Here is a 17,089-nt window from a genome sequence, read left to right on the forward strand (position 1 = left end):
CGTCGACTACCTGCAGTCATTGATAGGTTCACCACCACCGGATCTGGTGGCGCCCAACGGATTGCCGGCAGGTGATCGCGCCCCTTTTGAGTTAACCGGAGCGGAGGTGGCGCGCTACGCGGTACGCGCCACCGCCGCTCCGGTGAGCGGGATGGGGATGCCCGGTCTGTATGCCGCCAGGACCGTCGAGATCGTGACGGCCGAGGCAGTCCAGGACGGGCTGACTGAAACGGCCGAGGCCCTGGCCGCAATTCTGCGCACACACGGCATTCGCGCGGCGATCGTGGCCCGACCCAGTGCCGACGCCGAGGCGATCATCCATCTCGGCGGCCTGCGGCAAATCGCCACTCGTGACGAGGCGCTTGCCGTCAACCGGGTGCTCTTCGCCGACGCGCAGTCCGTCGCAGCCCAATTCGCGGAACATGGTGGCGTCTTCGTCACCGTTCAAGACACCGGCGGCACCTTCGGTCTGCTCACCGACCCCGGCCTGCGGGCCTGGTCGGGCGGGATCGGTGCGCTGGCCAAAACTGCTGCGCAGGAATGGACCAGTGCGCAGGTCAAGGCGATCGATATCGCCGTCGGACATCGTTCCCCGCTGGTCGTCGCCGAGCAGATCGCCGACGAAGTCCTAGCCGGCGGGGTGGAGCTCGAAGTGGGCCTCGGTAGTCCACACGGGCGAACCACGGTCGTCGCGGACGAGCAGCAGGTGAGCACCCGCACGCACCGCATCGGCCGGCAGGACGTCATTGTGGTCTCGGGTGGCGCCCGCGGGGTGACCGCCGGTTCGGTGATCGCCCTGGCGCAGCAGACCCAGGCGGCGTTCGTGTTGATCGGGCGCACCGAACTCAGCGACGAACCGCCGGAAGCCCAGGGCTTGACCACCGATGCGGAGCTCAAGCGGGCGCTGCTTGCCAGCGCTGCGGCGCAAGGACTCAAGGTCACACCCAAGCAGTTGGAGCAACAGGCGCAGCGCATCCTGGCCGACCGCGAGGTGCGGGCCACTCTGGCCGCGCTGACCGCGGCCGGTTCCCGCGTCCGCTACGCCGCTGCCGACGTCCGTGACGCCGCGCAGCTGAGCGCGCTGCTGGACAGTGTGCGAAGCGAATTCGGTCCCATCACCGGCCTGGTGCACGGTGCCGGCGTACTCGCCGATGCGCCGCTGCACAAGAAGACCCTCGACGGGTTCGACCGGGTCTTCGAGACCAAGGTCGGCGGCGCGTGCGCGCTGCTGGATGCCACAGCCAACGATGCGCTCAAGGTGATCTGCCTCTTCTCGTCGGTGGCCGCGCGCAGCGGAAACGTCGGCCAAAGCGACTACGCCATGGCCAATGAAATCCTCAACAAGGTGGCCTTGGCGGAGCAGGCCCGGCGCGGACCGTCCTGTCTGGTGCGGGCACTGGGTTGGGGCCCTTGGGATTCCGGCATGGTGACCCCGGGCCTCAAGGCGATGTTCGAGTCCCGCGGCATCTCGCTGATCCCACTCGCCGACGGCGCGCGCGCGTTTGTCGCCGACGTCCTCGACGGCGAGAGCGGAAGCTCCGAGGTGACTCTCGGCGACGGCGTACTGGCAGGGCTGCCCACGCATCCGATCCCGCCGGAAGGCAGGGTCGCGCGGGTGCTCGCCCACGTGACGCAGCAGCCCTACCTGCTCGACCACCGGGTCCAGGGCAATGTCGTGTTGCCCGTGGTGCAGGCGCTCGAATGGTTCATCCGGATGGCTGAGGCATGCCGGCCCGGCCACCACGTGGATCGGGTGCTCGACCTCAAGGTGCTGCGTGGTGTCACGCTCTACGAGTTCGAAAGGCACGGCAATCCCCTGATCGTGCGGTGTGTGCCCGTCGACGATCGGCCCGAACTGCTGACCGTGACGCTCTCCGACATCGAGGGCTCGACCGTGTACTACTCAGCCAAACTCGAGATGCGTTCGGGCGCACCGGTGGTCCCGGGCGCCCTGGCCCCGGCCTCGGACGGTCGCAGGATCGACCGCGAAGCCTGCTACACCGGTGGGGCACTGTTCCACGGTGCCGCATTCCGGGTGCTCGACGGCATGGACTGCGCCGAGACCACCGCGACGGCGTATCTGTCCGGATTGACGTCCGTGGGCTGGGCGGGGGAGGGCTGGGCGACCGACCCGGCCGCTGTCGACGGATGCCTGCAGGCGGCACTGGTCTGGAGCTACGAACTGCTCGGCCGCAATGTCCTTCCGCTGCGGGTGGGCGAGATCGTCCGCTACCGGTCCGGCGCGCTGGGTGCCGGCCTGCAGTGCGTGCTCACCGGTGGGGACGCCAAGACCAGCCGTGCCGTCTGCGATCTTGACCTGGTCGACGCCGACAACCAGCTGGTGATCAGTCTCAAACGACTCGAGTTGTATCCCTACGGCGGCTGAATCGACGGCGGCTGATTCGAAGTGAAGTTTGATCCGATCGCGATCGTCGGGCAGGGGTGTGTCCTGCCCGGGGGACTGAACGCGGGTGAGCTCTGGACAACGGTGCACGACGGCCGCGACGCATTGGGCTCACCCGGGCCGGATTACTGGGGGGTATCCCCGGAGCGCGTCCTGTGCGCCCCGGCGGACGTGCCCGAACTCGACCACACCTGGTCGGACCGCGGCGGCTACGTCCGCGGGTTCGACGACCTTTTCGATCCGCGCGGACTGTTCCTCGACGCCGACGACCTGGCCGGACTCGACCCGCTCTACCGGTGGGGAATCGAGGCGGCCAGACAAGCCCTGGACAGTGCGGGATGGCGGGCAGGTGAGGTGCCGGGTTCCGCCGGGATCGTCCTGGGCAACCTGAGCTATCCGACCAAGAAGATGACCGACCTCGCCGAATCAGTCTGGCGGGGAGAAGAACCCGGAGTCGACTGGCGCAACCGCTTCATGTCCGGCCTGCCGGCTCACCTGATCGCGCAGGCATTGGGCCTGACTGGCGGAGCCGCGGCCCTCGACGCCGCCTGCGCCTCGTCGCTGTATGCCATCAAGCTGGCCTGCGATCGGCTACACGACCGCACCGCCGACGTGATGTTCGCCGGCGGCATCAACGGCGCCAGTGATCTGCTGCTGCACGTCGGCTTCACCGCCTTACAGGCCCTGAGCCGAACGGGGAGGTCACGACCGTTCAACAACGGCGCCGACGGCCTGGTCCCCGCCGAGGGCGCCGCCATCCTGGTGCTGCGGCGGCTTGACGACGCGATCGTCGACGGCGACTCCATTCTGGGCGTCATCCGGGGCGTCGGCTTGAGCAATGACGGTCGGGGACATGGGTTTCTGGTGCCCTCCCAAAACGGCCAAGAACGCGCGATGCGCCTGGCCTACGAGATGGCCGGACTTGAGCCGCGCGACATCTCCCTCATCGAATGCCACGCCACCGGGACATCGCGCGGTGACCTGACCGAACTGATGAGCATGGCGAGCATCTTCACCGGCATGACCGACGTGCCCATCGGTTCACTGAAATCCAATCTGGGCCACTCGATCACGGCATCCGGCGCGGCGGGAGCCATCAAAGTACTGGCCGCGATGCGTGCCGGGATACGTCCCCCGACCCTGCACGCCGAAGATCCGCTCCCGTTCATCGCCGACTCGCCGTTCCGGTTGCTCACTGAGGCCGAGCCCTGGGACACCGACGGGCCGCGTCGCGCCGCGGTCAACAACTTCGGCTTCGGCGGAAACAACGCCCACCTGCTGCTCGAAGAATGGGTCGAGGGACCCGGTCCCACGCCGGCTCCTCCGGTCGCCGCGCCCCGGGCCGAGCAGGAGATCGCGATCGTCGGCCTGAGCCTCCTGATCGGCGACGGTCACGGAACGGCCTCCGTCGCCGAGCACTTGAAGACATGTCAGCCGATACCCACCGGCCTGGCCGACGGAGCCCGCGGCGCACGCATGGACGAGGTCTGCCTGGATCTGACCCAGACCCGCTTCCCACCGGCCGATCTCAAACAGACCCAGCCTCAACAACTGGCGTTGCTCGGTGCGGCCCTGGGCATCGGCGAGTTGATCAAGAGCCTGCCGCCGGACACCACCAGCGTCGTCGTCGGCATGGGCTGCGACGCCGAAGTCAACCGGTTCGGCCAGCGCTGGCGGCTGGCCGATGAATTCGACGACCCCGGCCGGCTCGCCGCCGCTCGCGACGATGTCGTCGCGGGGTGGACCGCCGCGGGGGTCGTGGGAGCCATGCCCAACATCGTCGCGAACCGACTGAACAGCCAATTCGATTTACGTGGGCCCAGTTTCACGGTGTCGCGCGAACAGCTCTCGGGCACCACGGCCCTGGAGATGGCCGCGCGGGCGTTACGCCGCGGAGAGGTCGACGCGGCCGTGGTCGGGGCGGTGGATCTCAGCTGCGAACCCGTGCATCAGGCGGCGGCGCGCGCCCTACTGCACCCCGATGAGCAGACACCCGCAGACGCCGCCGTCGTCCTGGTGCTCAAGCGCGCCGCCGACGCGCGCCGTGACGGCGACCCGGTGTACGCAACCCTGCTGCCCGATCAGCCGGTCGACGCCGAATGTCTGCACCTGGGCACCGTTCCCGGTGCGGTGAGCCTGTCGGCGTTGTTGGGTCACGCGCACGCCGCCTCGGGACTGCTGCATGTGGCCGCGGGCGTGCTCTATGCAGCCCTCGGAGTGTGGCCCGACGGCGAGCCCTGGACATCCGCGCAACGGCGCGTCGCCGTCGAACTCACCGGACTGGCCGGCCAGCGACAACACATCACGCTGGTGTCCTCGGCAACCGGGCCGGAGGCCGCGGCCTTGACGGCGCCGGCAGCAGCCAACGGTGCCGGGAAACCCATCCGGCTCAACTTCCCCGCGCACCTGCCCGCGGTCCACCTGCCCCCACGCGTCCCGGCCCCAGGAACGAACCCCCCTGATCAACTGGAGCAATTCATGCCGATACAACTCCCGATGCCTCCGGCTTTGGCAACGGTCGCGGAGTCGCTGGCCCGGCTGCCGCTGGGTGTCGCCGCGGCGACACCGGCGCTACCGGAACCGCAGCCGACTGCGGCCGACGCTGCCCCCGCGACGCCCGCCACCGCACCCGCCGGCGCAAGCCGGGCGATCCAGCCGGTCAAACCTGCCGACAAGGTGGTCCCGACCCCGACGGTGAAGCGTGAGCCGGTGGGCCTCAAGCTCGACAAGGACGGGTTGCGCGTGCACTCCTCGGGGAACATCTCCGAGATCTTCGGCCCGGCCTTCGCCGAGCAGGACCAATATCCGCGCCAGGTCCGGATGCCCGAACCGCCACTGCTGCTGGCGGATCGGCTGTTGGGCATCGACGCCGAGCCGGCTCGGCACGGCACCGGAACGCTGTGGACCGAAACCGATGTCACCGCCGACTCCTGGTGGCTCCAGCAGGGCCGGATGCCCGCCGGTATCATGATCGAAAGCGGGCAGGCCGACCTGATGCTTATCTCCTGGATGGGCGCGGATCTGCTCAACAAGAGCGAGCGGGTCTATCGGTTGCTCGGCTGCGAGGTCACCTACCTGGGTGGGTTGCCCGAGATCGGCGACACCCTGCGCTTCGACATCCACGTGGACGGCCACGCCCGGCAAGGCGATGTGCGGCTGTTCTTCTTCCACTACGACTGCACGATCGACGGTGTCGAGCGGATGTCGATGCGCAACGGCCAGGCCGGTTTCTTCACCGACGAGGAGCTGGCGGCATCCGGCGGGGTGTTGTGGCGGCCTGAGGAACAGACCGTCAGCGGACCGATGGAGCAGACGCCCGCCCAGACGTCGCGCACCTCGCTGCAGCGCGCCGACCTGGAGGCGATGGCGTCCGGTGAGATCTGGCGTACGTTCGGCGAGGGATTCGAGCGCGCCGGCAGCCACACTCGCACCCCCAGCATCCACGCCGGCGACATGCTCTTCGTCGACGAAGTGACGGATCTGGACTTCACCGGTGGGCCGTGGGGCCGCGGATATCTGCGGGCCGTCGCGCCCGTGACGCCGGAGAACTGCTTCTTCGCCGGCCATTTCAAGAACGATCCCTGCATGCCGGGCACGCTGATGTATGAGGCGACCATGCAGACCATGGCGATCTACATGACCGCCCTGGGCATGACACTCGACTGCGACGGCTGGCGCTTCGAACCGGTTCCCTTCGAGACCTACAAGCTGCGCTGCCGGGGCCAGGTCACCCCGCAGTCGCGCGAGGTGGTCTACGAAGTGTTCGTCCGCGAGGTGATCGCCGGACCCGAGCCGACACTGTTCGCCGACCTGCTGTGCACCGTCGACGGGCTGCCCGCCTTCCACTGCGAGCGGATGGGCCTGAAGCTGTCACCGGGCTGGCCGATGGACCTCGGCGCCAAGGAACTCGAAGGCTACGTCGAGCTCAAAGCGGTCGCCGAAGTCAACGGGTTCCGCTATGACTACCAGGCGATGCTCGCCAGTGCGATCGCCAAGCCGTCCATGGCGTTCGGACCGTTGTTCGAGAAGTTCGACTCTCCCCGCAAGGCGGCCCGCCTGCCCGGCCCGCCGTATCACTTCATGTCCCGGGTCACCGAACTGGTCGGTGAGACCGGCGTGATGAAGGCCGGCGCCGAAGTCGTCGTGGAGTACGACGTACCCGCCGACGCCTGGTATTTCGCCGAGAACGGTGCCGCCAACGGCCATGAGACGATGCCCAACGCGGTGCTCATGGAAGTCGCGCTGCAGCCCTGCGGCTGGCTGGCCAGCTACGTCGGCTGCCCGCTGGACGGTGACGCGGACCTGTTCTTCCGCAACCTGGACGGGACCGGAACGCAACACCGGGAGGTGACCCCGGCGACGGGAACACTGCGCATCAAGGTGAAGCTGAAGAGCCTCGCCAAGGCCGCGGGAACCATCATCGTCGGCTTCGACGGGGAGATCGTGGCCGACGAGGGACCGGTCTACACCTTCGACACCGTGTTCGGCTACTTCAAACGCGAAGCGCTGCAAAACCAGGTCGGTCTCCCGGTCAGCGACTCGCAACGCGCCTCTCTGGCGCAGCCCTCCGAGGCTCCGCTGGTCGACTTGACCACTCAGCCCGCCGAGTTCTTCGGGGCGGGAGCGCGGTTGGCAGACCCGATGCTGTTGATGGTCGATCGGGTCACCGGCCGCTGGCCCACCGGAGGCGCCGCCGGCCTGGGCCAATGGCGCGGCGTTAAAGACGTCAACCCCGGCGAGTGGTACTTCAAGGCGCACTTCTTCGGCGACCCGGTCCAACCGGGGTCCCTGGGCATCGAGATGCTTTTGCAGCTCCTGCAGTTCGGGATGCTCGACCTCGGACTCGGCAAGGAAGCCGGACCGTCGGCCCGCTTCGAGCCGGCCGCCCTGCACGACGCCATGACCTGGCGGTACCGCGGCCAGATCATCCCCACCAACAAGCAGATCACCGCACAGGTGGAGATCACCCGGATCGTCCGCGAGGACGCCGGCATCCTCGCGGTGGCCGAGGCATCGCTGTGGGTGGACGACAAGCGCATCTACACCGCCAGCAACCTGGGCATGCGCATCGTGGCAGGCCCGGAGGAGCGGCTGTCGCCGGCAGCTGCCGGGGCCATCACCACATCGGCAGCGGTACCGGGGAGCGCGGCGGGTGCAGCCGCTCCGGCATCGCTGCCGTCGGCGGAAACTGCTGCCGCGGTGCAGAACACCGCGCCCGTGACCACCACGATGGAAGTCACGCTCGATCCGGTCAACGACTCCTGGGTCGTCGATCACTGCCCCACGTACGTGATCCCGTCGCTGCCGATGATGTCGGTCATGGACCTGTTCGCCCAGGCGGCGGCCCGTGCCTCAGGCGGAGCCAAGGTCGTCGAGATCACCGATGTCCAGATGGTTCGCTGGGTCGTGGTCGACGCCCCGAAGCAGCTGCGGGTCGTGCTGGAGCAGACGCCGGAGGCCGGACATTCTCGGGGCCGCCTCGAAGTCTGGCGTGATGCGCCGCGAGCAGAGTTGTCCCGCTGGGAAATTCACGCGCACGCCGTTGTCGTCACCGCCGCACAGTACAGCGGTGAACCCGAGCCGCCCGCCCCGCTGGAAGGTGCGGTGCCCTACGCCGATCCCTATGACGGAACGGTGTTTCACGGCCCGGCGTTCGCGACCCTGACCGAGGGCGCCCGGATCGGCCGCAACGGCTCGACCGGAACGCTCGCGATCGAGCGCTGCGCCGTTCCGGTCGGCGAACTGCAGCCGGGGCTGTTGGACGGCGCGCTGCATGTCGTACCGCACACCGCGATGAGCGTGTGGACCACCGACACCGCCGATCCGGCATCGTATGTCGATGCCAACGACCCCGACGTCGGGTTCCCGCGCCGCATCCTCTCGGCCCGGTTCTACTCCGACACCCCGGTGGCCGGAACCGTGGATGTCGAAGCCCGATTCGTGGGCTTCGACGACGACGAACGCCGTATGCCGATCTTCGACCTGTGGCTCAGCGTCGCCGGAAAACCCTGGGCCCGTATCCGGATGGCCGAGTTCCTGCTGAGCAAGGGACCGCTGGCCGAGGTCGGCGGGCCCGAACGACGCGCCTTCATGGGTGACCGGCAGGCGGTCCCGGGACTGTCGCTGAGCGAACGACTCGGGCGCGGCGTGCTGGAGCTCGACACCGCCCGGATGGCAACCCTCGACTGGTTCAAGGGCACTCTGCAGGCCGTGTACGGCACCGACAGCCAAGGCGATTCGCTGATGGTCGACATCGTGACCAAGGAAGCGGTCGCGGACGCAGTTCACAATGCGGTCCACCCCGCTCAGGTTCAGGTCATCGACGGAAAGGTGAGCTGCCCCGCGCTGCCGCTGGAGCGCATCACGGTCGACGTCGAGAAGCTCGGGCCGGGTGCGTGCCGTGCGAGCGCGTCAGCGGAAACCGACTGGGAGCCGGTCCGAGCCTGGTGGACCGAGAGCGCCGGCATGCCGGATGGCTGGTTCGGCGAGTTGGCCCTGGGAGCGGTGCTGTCGCGCTATGTACGCCACGTGGTGGTCACCGATCCGGCCGCGATGGCGGCCGTGCACGGCCGGCCGGTGTTGCTGCTGGCCAACCACCAGGTGCAGGTCGAATCACTGTTGGGCACCACCATCGGATCGTGGCTGACCGGCACGAAAGTCGTCACTATCGGCCACGCCAAACACGAGACCGGCTGGGTCGGCAATCTGCTGCGGATGATCGACGCGGCGGCGGGCAAACAGTTGGGCCATCTCCGCTACTTCGACCAGCAGCAGCCCCAGGAGTTCTTCGGTCTGGTCGACGAACTCAAGCGGGAGACCGCGGCGCTGGGGGTGTCGGTCATGGTGCACGCCGACGGGACCCGCAGTGTGAGCTCGAGTCAGCGGGTGGAGAGGCTGACGTCGACACTGCTGGACATGGCGATCGAGATGGCGATGCCGATCGTGCCGGTGTACTTCGCGGGCGGCCTGCCCGAGGAGCCGTTGCCGCACAAGCTCGAAGTTCCCTACGGCCATGCCGCGCAGGACTACATCTTTGGCAGGCCGATTCTGCCCGAAGAGCTGCGCGGTCGTCCCTACGCCGAGCTGCGGCGTTACGTCATGGACGCGATCAACGCGCTCGCACCGTTCAGTGACGCACCGCACGCCCCGAACTACGATGTGGAGAGCCGGATTACGGCCGCCGCCCCGGGTGCCTCGCCGCTGGAGTCGGTGTGGTTCTGCATCGAGGACGCGCTGGACTCGCTGCCGGTCGACTGGCGAAACCTGATCGCCGACGAGGACTGGGAGCTGGCCGGGTTTCGGCAGTCAGCGAGCACAGCTCAGTAATCCCACACCGCCGGTACGCACCGAAAGGCGTTGCCGGCGGCGGCCACGTGGCACACCGACGGGAACGGGAGGTGAGTGGCCACCAGCGCTTCGCCGGTCGATGCCAGCTCCTGCAGCAGGCCGACCCGGACCTCGATCGACTGCTCCGGGTCGTGTTCGAATCCGTTGTGCCACTGGGGGTTGTCGAATCCGACCTGGAATATGGCGTCGCCGGCGAAGGTAAGTCGGTGATCACCGGATGCTAGCCGGACCACGCTGTGGCCGGGGGTGTGCCCGCCGGTACGTGTGGCGAGCACGCCGGGGGCCACCTCGTAGGACTTCTCGAAGGGGACCAGGTGGTTACGGTATTCGTCCAAGAACCGCGAGGCGATCGATCGCAGCGCGTCCGGAACCGGAGCCGGCATGTTGGTCCCGGAAAAGTCGGGCGCCTCCCAGAACTCGGCTTCCGCGGCCGCGACGTGGATCCGCAGGTCCGGACGCAGTCGCGCTTTGACCCCGTCGGTGAGCAGTCCCCCTACGTGGTCCATGTGTAGGTGGGTCAGCACCACGTCGGTGATGGCAGACAGATCGATGCCGGCAGCCTCCAGCCGACGGACTGCCTGGCCTGCACGCGGAAAGTCCGGAAACTCCATCCCGAGGCCGGCGTCGACGAGGATGGTCCGGTCACCGGAGCGCACCACGACCACGTTCAACGGCCAGTCGATGACGTCAGGCGGCAGGAACATGTCGTCGAGCCAGCCCGCCAGGCGGGACGAGTCGACGTTGGTGGCCATGGTCGCGGCGTTGATCGGCAGCACGCCGTCACTGATCACCAGCACCTCGATGTCGCCGACCTGTACCGCGTATCGCGATGGAACCAGATCGTTCGGCTCGTGACTCTCAGCACGTACGGCGGTGTTCAAGCTCATCTGCGTCTCCTTGATCGTCGGTCTGCGCCTGCCCGGATCGTTCGGATCGAGAATCGCGCGACAGCGTCGGTCTGCGCACCCTGGAAACCGCGTAGTCCTTGGCGCCCCCCGGGGGCTCTGGAGCGTTTGTTGACTGCGGCCGAGGTGGACGGCTAACTTAGTGGCGATCGCGGCACGGCCGTCCAGCTACGCAGCTGGACGTAGATCGGCCGTCAACGAATCGAGACCGACCAAGTCTTCGCAGACAGGAGCCCACTCATGGCGTCAGCATCTCTGGGCGTCTACACGTGCCTCGCGTGTGTCGTGCTGCTTACCCTGGCACTCTTCTGGGCCAGCGGGTCCTGATCGGTCGCACGACCTCACGGATGTAGATTCCACTGGCCGCAGTCCTGGGCCAGGACGTCGTTGACGTCGACTTCTATCCCACCGACGATGGGCCCCGGGTTCGAGGCGGTACTCACAATGCGCTGGTAGAGCACTGCCCCGGGATCGACCTGACCACGTGACCAGGATCGGGTCTGCCAGGCCCACCGCTTACCGGGTGTGCGTGAGACTCCGATGACACCGTCGGCGGCCGCCCACTGGCACACGTTCACGCCCCCGTAGACGCCGGTTCGCTGCACTCCCAGTACCGAGTTGATTCCGCGAAACCACTGCAGTGCCACGGTGTTCCAGGTGTTGCGGTCGATGTCGTCGTCGACGCTGAAGAAGACCGGCGCGCTTTGGCCCCCGCCGGCGGCGGTGTGTATCTGCCAGGCGGTGCGTGCGTCGGCAACCCCGCCGGGGTAGCCCCGGGTGAAGTCCGACGGGGCCGTCCCGCCGGGCTTGCCGTACTGGAAGTTGCTGACGATCACCAGTCCCGCGGCGGTCAGTGACTCGGCGTAGGGCCGGGTGATCGGCTTGGCGCCGAAGTTGGAGCCGGGCCGCGACGTCGACACGTAGTTGATGACGCCGGCATGGCCCGCGGCACGGATGTCCTGCGCGGGAATCTGACGCATGGCGTAGTCGATCAGCGTGGGAGCCGCAGCCGAAGCCGTCGGTGCACCGGCCGACGCCGCGCCCAGCCCGGTGAGCGCTGCGGCGGATGCGTACCGCAGCGCGTCCCGTCGGGAAACGTGGTTCCGAGGGTGGGAAGTCCGCGGCGAGTCAGGCACGGGCCGATGTTAACAATGTGGCAGCTGTTAACTGTGTCGCCCGCGCCGGGAACCCTGAATGCTTTTCCCCGAACATCCTTGCTTTGCCCGGAGAACGAGTCGCCGACGGCTACGATTCGGTGCGTGTCGACGCCCGTCACCAGCACATCATCGCCGACGACTCCGCGCGCCCCTAGAGCCCCGCTCGTGGTTGCGGGCTGGTGCCTCGTTGCTATCTACATCGCCGCGATGGTAACGACGGCATTGAGTGCCGGATCGATATCCGCTGTAGCCGAAGCAATCTCGGGTGCCGCATTGGCGGCGTTCGTGGTGCTCCATACGTTGGCGCTCTATAAACCCGCCGGAGCCGTCGCCTACTTCGCCACGGCCGCGACGGTGGGTCTCGGCCTGGAGGCGTGCAGTACTGCGACCGGCTTCCCGTTCGGCTTCTACGTCCATTACGCGGAAGGGCCTCGCGCGTTCGACGTTCCGGTGGTTGTCGTGGCGGCGTGGGTGATTCTGGCCTGGTTGGCGTGGATTCTGGCCCGGGTGATTGTGGGCGAGATCCACAATCGGCGGCTGTCCGTTGTGGTGACACCCGTCGTGGCCACCCTCATCGTCGGTGGCTATGACCTGGTGATCGATCCGATCGGCGCCTACGTGCGTCACATGTTCGCCTACCGATCACCGAGTGGGGTCCTGGGTGTCCCGTTGAGCAACTACATCGGCTGGCTGATCACCGGGTGGGTGCTGTTTCAGACCTTTGCCTTGATCGAACGGCGGTGGCGACGCGACCCCGCAACCTCGACCCGATCGGCTTTGTTGATGCCGTCCATCATCTGGTTCGGTTTGGGCCTGCAGGTGAATCTCGGGCTGCTGCGCGCCGGCGATGCCACCACGACCATCCAGGGTGTGCCCGTTGCTCTGGCCGATATCTATGAGACGTCCGCTGAGATGACCTGGTTCATGATGGGCCTGGTGGTGGTGATCAGCGTGATACGGCTTTATCAGGGCACGCCGGCGACCTCGCCGGAGATCGCCGACTCGAGCGCACACCGCGCCGGCTAACCGACCCCGACGGGCCGCGGCATGACGGTCAGCTTGACGCCATAGCGCGGCGTGCCCAGACCATAGCTGCCGTGGCGGCCGGCGCCGCCCGGAGGAATCGGGGGAGGCATCGCGGTCATCGACCGGTTTTCCGGGGCTACGGTCCAGCCGCTACCCATCCCAGCGGTAGGAGGTCCCGTCGGGGTGGCTGCCGCCCAGCTCGGGGGCGTCGACAACGAGCCGACCAGGGTGGCCCGGCCCACTCCCGCGGCCACCGGGGAGCTGCTGCCACCGGCAGCGCGGGCCGCGGTCTCCAGCTCACCAGTGGCCGTCGACGCCAGGGTCATGCCCGGCATGGTCCCGACCCCGCCGCGGGCCAGGGCGGCCGTGCCGCCATCCATGCCGCGCGCAAGAAAGCCGAGCGTGGCTAACCCGGAAAACCCCTCGATGTTGCCACCGGGGTCGAAAATGCCGGTGGCGGCGATCGTGTTCCACAGCTGGGCATTGATGTTCAAACCCGACCCGTCGTCGTGGCCCCAAGTTCCGTCGAAGAGGCCGTCGAAGAACTTCGTCCAGTGCCAGTCCGGATCCGTAGGACGCGAGCCCTCCGCCGGCGACGCGAGGCTCCGTAGCGCATCGGGCAGCTGGGTGTGGGCATCGGTGGGGTCCACACCGCCCGCGGCCTGCCTGCCGTCATCTCGATTGGTGGTTTCCGGCGCATTGGCAAAGGGGATCAGTTGGGTGGCGGTGGCGGAAGCCGCGGCGTAGCCATACATCGCCACCGCGTCTTGCGCCCACATCTGGCCGTAGCGCGCTTCGGCCGCTGCGATCGCCGGTGTGTTCTGGCCCAGCGCGTTGGTCTTGACCAATGACGCCAACAACACGCGGTTGGTCTCGATCGCAGCCGGGGGCACCGTCATAGCGTGGGCCTCGGCATACGCCTCGGCCGCGGCGTAGGCCTGTGCCGCGGTCTGCTCAGCCTGCTCGGCGGTCACGCTCAACCACACGAAGTAAGGCTGGGCAGCCGCAGCCATCGCCGATGCAGATGGGCCCCACCAGCCTTGACTGCCCAGGCTCGCCACCAGCCATTCGAACGACGTTGCCGCTGAACGCAATTCCGCGGACAGTAAATTCCATGACGCCGCAGCCGCCAGCATCGGCCCTGATCCTGCTCCGGCGTACATGCGCGCCGAATTGATCTCTGGTGGCATCGATCCGTAGTCCATTGGCCAAAACCCTTTCAGTAGACGGAGATAACGTTTGCGGTATCGGTCATTGCGTACGACTCTGCGCTGTGCAGCAGCGTTTTGACGAACATCTCGTGCACCTCCGCGGCGCGCTTGCTGATCGCTTGGTACATCTGTGCATGCCGCGCGAATTGCGCCGCGGTCAGTGCAGAAATCTCGTCGGCGGCGGCGGGAATCACGCCGGTGGTCGGCGCTGCGGCAGCGGCGCTTTGCGCGGATACCGTGTCGCCGACACCGCGCAGATCGGCCGCTGTCGCGATGAGATCTTCGGGCAGTGCGTACACAAAAGACATCGGAGACTCTCCTTCGAGAGGACATGACGAATTTCGCCGTCCTACAAGAACGGTCGCGTGCCGAAGCGGCGCAGGTCCACGTTTCGGACAGCGCTGATGCGGTGCGGGCGAACCGATTCAGGGGGTGAAGGCGGCGCCGGGGCAGGGTTCGAACGAAATGGTCGTCGATCTCGGATAAGGACTATCGCTCGTACTCAATGTCGCTCTCACCTCCTCACGGCCAGGGCACACGGGGATGCCGTTGCAGCGGGCACAGCGGGACTACCGAACCAGCGCAGAGTCGGCCGGACGGCACCCCTCTCGACAGAGTTTTGGCACTGCACGGCGTATCCAGTCGTATGCCGAAAGCCACTTGGGCTCAACCCTTAAGCCGGGAAGAGCTGTCCTGACCCTGGGCGTCTCTCGACGTTTGAGGTCAGTGGCCTGTATCCGTACAGACGCCTCACCTAGCGAGGTGCGTTCGCGGCCATGGTGGCATCACCGTGGGGGATAGTCAACTCGAATGTGAACCTCTGCGCTGCCCGATGAGTTGCCCAAAATGTAACGAGCATCGCGAATGATACTGGTGTTCTACATGTTTCGTGGGTGCGAAAAGTTTGCCCAGCAGCGGTTGATGTGCTCTTGCTGAGAATGTCAAAGCGGTGACAGGGTGAACGGCCAGAATTACCAATGCATCCCGACGCCAAGTACTCGACCCGAACTCCGGAATGCCTCGTAGCAAGGCGATTCGGTAGACCGATCCGGATAGAGCTCCTGCTACCTTCGAAAGTGCCCTCGGTCGATCTGAGTGCGCGTGGTCGCCTGAGCACGGTTCGGGTTCGACCCTTGACCGATGTCGCTCAGATTTACTTAAATGGGCTAGCAGTCACATCACCGGCTACCCGTGTCGGCAGTCCGCCGCGGACGGGCCACAGCGGGTGAGGAGGAACTTGTGCAGACGTCGGCGTCCGAGGTCTCCGCTCACCCCGACTACGGCGGTCCCCTGCTCGGGTCGGGAAGTCAACTGGAACGCGCCACGCTCGACGCGCTGGACCGGCTGCAGCAGGTGCTGACGCTGCACTCACTGGGCGAGGACCGATTCCGGGCGGACAACGAGGCCGGCCGGTTCGGCCGGATCTTCGGCGGCCAGCTCATCGCCCAGGCGATGACAGCGGCCGCGGCCACGGTCCCCGAGCTGACCGCCCATTCCATTCACGCGTCGTTTCTGCGTCCCGGCGACTCGGGCGTACCACTGGAGATCGTCGTCGACCGCACTCGCGACGGGCGCACCATGTCGGCACGGCAGGTCACCATCCAGCAGGGCGGTCGCACCCTCGTGGTGGCGACGGTGTCCTTCGACACCAGCCCGGACAGCACAGACGCCGACCCCGTGCCGTTGCCCGGGCCCGCACCGGAAGCCCTTCCGCTGCTACAGCACTGGGTGCAGCACGCCCCGCCATACCTGGCCGGGCGAGGGAACACCTGGATAGAACGGCCCCCGCCGCTGGAAGTTCGCACCGCCGAAGCCCCGGTCTTCCTGGGCGGCGCCCAAGCGCCGGGTCCGCGTGCCCATTGGATGCGGTTGCCGCGTGGAATCGACGGCGATCACCAGCTGCACGCGGTGCTGCTTGCCTACGCCAGCGACTACCTGCTGGTGGATACCGCGTTTCGTGCCCACCCGCAGCCGGTCGACCATGCCACGCACACCGGCCTGACCTTGGACCACAGCGTGTGGCTGCACCGTGCAGTCCACTTCGATCGATGGCACCTCTACACCCAGCAGACCGTCGCAACGGCCGGACACCGCGCCCTGGTGCACGGCACCATGGTCGATGACACCGGCCGCCATGTGGCCAGCACCGCACAAGAAGTGCTCGTCCGGCCGATAGCCGAGCCGCCGGGACGGCAGAAACCCGGGGACCAGTAGTGGTCCTGCGCGCAGAGACGGCGACACTCGATGGACGCGTAGCGGTCATCACCGGCGGCGGTTCGGGAATCGGCCGCGGTATCGCCGAGGGCTTCGCGGAATTCGGCGCTCGGGTGGTGATCTGGGAACGCGACGCCGAAGCGGCCCGAGCGACCGCGAAGCTGGTCGGCGGTCATGCCTGCGCAATCGATGTCCGCGACTCCGGCCAGGTCGATGCGGCAATGGCGGAAACCCTTGCCACGGTGGGCTTGCCGACGGTGTTGGTCAACAATGCCGGCGGGGTGTTCTTCTCCCCGTTGCTGGAAACCGCACCCAAGGGGTGGGACACCCTGATCCGCTCCAACCTCACCCAGGTCCTGCTCTGCACGCAGCGCGTCGCGCAAACACTGGTCCAACACGGCGCGGCCGGCAGCATCATCAATGTCGCCAGCATCGAAGGCACCCGTGCCGCGCCTGGCTATGCGGCCTACGCGGCGGCGAAAGCGGGTGTCATCAACCTGACTAAAACGGCGGCTCTGGAGTTGGCGCCGCACGGCATCCGGGTCAACTGCCTGGCCCCGGACCTCACGCTCACCGAAGGTATCGAACGAGTCGGCTCGGCAGAGATGCTGGCCGGCGTGGCCCACATGATTCCGATGGGCCGCCCCGGCCATGTCGACGAGATGGCCGGGGCCGCGGTCTTTCTGGCCGGCGACCTGAGTTCGTACGTGACCGGCCAGACGCTTCACGTCGACGGCGGAACCCACGCCGCGGGCGGCTGGTACCACCATCCCGACGGTGGCGATTACATCCTCGGCCCGCCACGGCCGACGACCACTTAGCAAC

9 protein-coding genes and 1 riboswitch are annotated in these 17,089 nt (G+C 67.3%); of the genes, 5 read left to right on the forward strand and 4 right to left on the reverse strand.

The genetic code is table 11. The annotated features are described in order from the left end of the window. Both N416_RS0108145 and N416_RS0108150 read left to right on the forward strand, forming a co-directional pair. On the forward strand, positions 1-2,386 hold a 2,386-nt coding region (locus N416_RS0108145), incomplete at its 5' end, for an SDR family NAD(P)-dependent oxidoreductase (RefSeq protein ID WP_024441620.1). A gap of 21 nt (positions 2,387-2,407) precedes the next feature. After that, on the forward strand, positions 2,408-9,730 hold the full coding sequence (locus tag N416_RS0108150; RefSeq protein ID WP_024441621.1) for a beta-ketoacyl synthase N-terminal-like domain-containing protein: 7,323 nt from the start codon (positions 2,408-2,410) through the stop codon (positions 9,728-9,730). Here the strand turns inward: N416_RS0108150 and N416_RS0108155 are convergent. After that, positions 9,724-10,638, reverse strand: a complete 915-nt coding sequence (locus N416_RS0108155; RefSeq protein WP_024441622.1) for an MBL fold metallo-hydrolase — start codon at positions 10,636-10,638, stop codon at positions 9,724-9,726. The two genes, N416_RS0108150 and N416_RS0108155, sit on opposite strands and share 7 nt — an antisense overlap. 359 nt (positions 10,639-10,997) lie before the next feature. Then, entirely contained in the window at positions 10,998-11,792 is a 795-nt protein-coding gene (locus tag N416_RS0108160) for a DUF1906 domain-containing protein (protein ID WP_046302122.1), read from the reverse strand. Positions 11,793-12,020: 228 nt separating this feature from the next. On the opposite strand from N416_RS0108160, the gene N416_RS0108165 reads away from it, so the two are divergent. Continuing rightward, positions 12,021-12,839, forward strand: coding sequence for a carotenoid biosynthesis protein (locus N416_RS0108165; RefSeq protein WP_196805119.1), 819 nt, complete (start codon positions 12,021-12,023; stop codon positions 12,837-12,839). Here N416_RS0108165 and N416_RS0108170 read toward each other — a convergent pair. Together N416_RS0108170 and N416_RS0108175 are read right to left on the reverse strand one after the other, a co-directional pair. Next, the gene (locus tag N416_RS0108170) at positions 12,836-14,044 is read right to left on the reverse strand and encodes a PPE family protein (RefSeq protein WP_024441625.1); all 1,209 of its coding nucleotides are present in this window, start codon (positions 14,042-14,044) and stop codon (positions 12,836-12,838) included. The two genes, N416_RS0108165 and N416_RS0108170, sit on opposite strands and share 4 nt — an antisense overlap. 14 nt (positions 14,045-14,058) lie before the next feature. After that, positions 14,059-14,358 (reverse strand): PE family protein, encoded by a 300-nt coding sequence (locus N416_RS0108175; RefSeq protein ID WP_024441626.1) that lies wholly within the window; start codon positions 14,356-14,358, stop codon positions 14,059-14,061. Positions 14,359-14,646: 288 nt separating this feature from the next. Next, a riboswitch (M-box (ykoK) riboswitch) is annotated at positions 14,647-14,819 on the reverse strand. A gap of 470 nt (positions 14,820-15,289) precedes the next feature. On the opposite strand from N416_RS0108175, the gene N416_RS0108180 reads away from it, so the two are divergent. Together N416_RS0108180 and N416_RS0108185 are read left to right on the forward strand one after the other, a co-directional pair. Further along, complete coding sequence (locus N416_RS0108180) at positions 15,290-16,264, forward strand: acyl-CoA thioesterase II (protein ID WP_024441627.1); 975 nt, start codon at positions 15,290-15,292, stop codon at positions 16,262-16,264. Beyond that, positions 16,264-17,085 (forward strand): SDR family NAD(P)-dependent oxidoreductase, encoded by an 822-nt coding sequence (locus N416_RS0108185; RefSeq protein ID WP_024441628.1) that lies wholly within the window; start codon positions 16,264-16,266, stop codon positions 17,083-17,085. The genes N416_RS0108180 and N416_RS0108185 overlap by 1 nt, the downstream gene beginning before the upstream one ends. Positions 17,086-17,089: the final 4 nt, after the last annotated feature.

This window comes from Mycobacterium sp. UM_WGJ (genome assembly GCF_000455125.1).
Classification (GTDB): Bacteria; Actinomycetota; Actinomycetes; order Mycobacteriales; family Mycobacteriaceae; genus Mycobacterium.

What these genes read in the sequence shown, in the direction of transcription:
- N416_RS0108155 (WP_024441622.1), bottom strand. Translation starts at nt 10,638, where the DNA reads ATGAGCTTGAACACCGCCGTACGTGCTGAGAGTCACGAGCCGAACGAT.
- N416_RS0108165 (WP_196805119.1), top strand. Translation starts at nt 12,021, where the DNA reads ATGGTAACGACGGCATTGAGTGCCGGATCGATATCCGCTGTAGCCGAA.
- N416_RS0108170 (WP_024441625.1), bottom strand. Translation starts at nt 14,044, where the DNA reads ATGGACTACGGATCGATGCCACCAGAGATCAATTCGGCGCGCATGTAC.
- N416_RS0108175 (WP_024441626.1), bottom strand. Translation starts at nt 14,358, where the DNA reads ATGTCTTTTGTGTACGCACTGCCCGAAGATCTCATCGCGACAGCGGCC.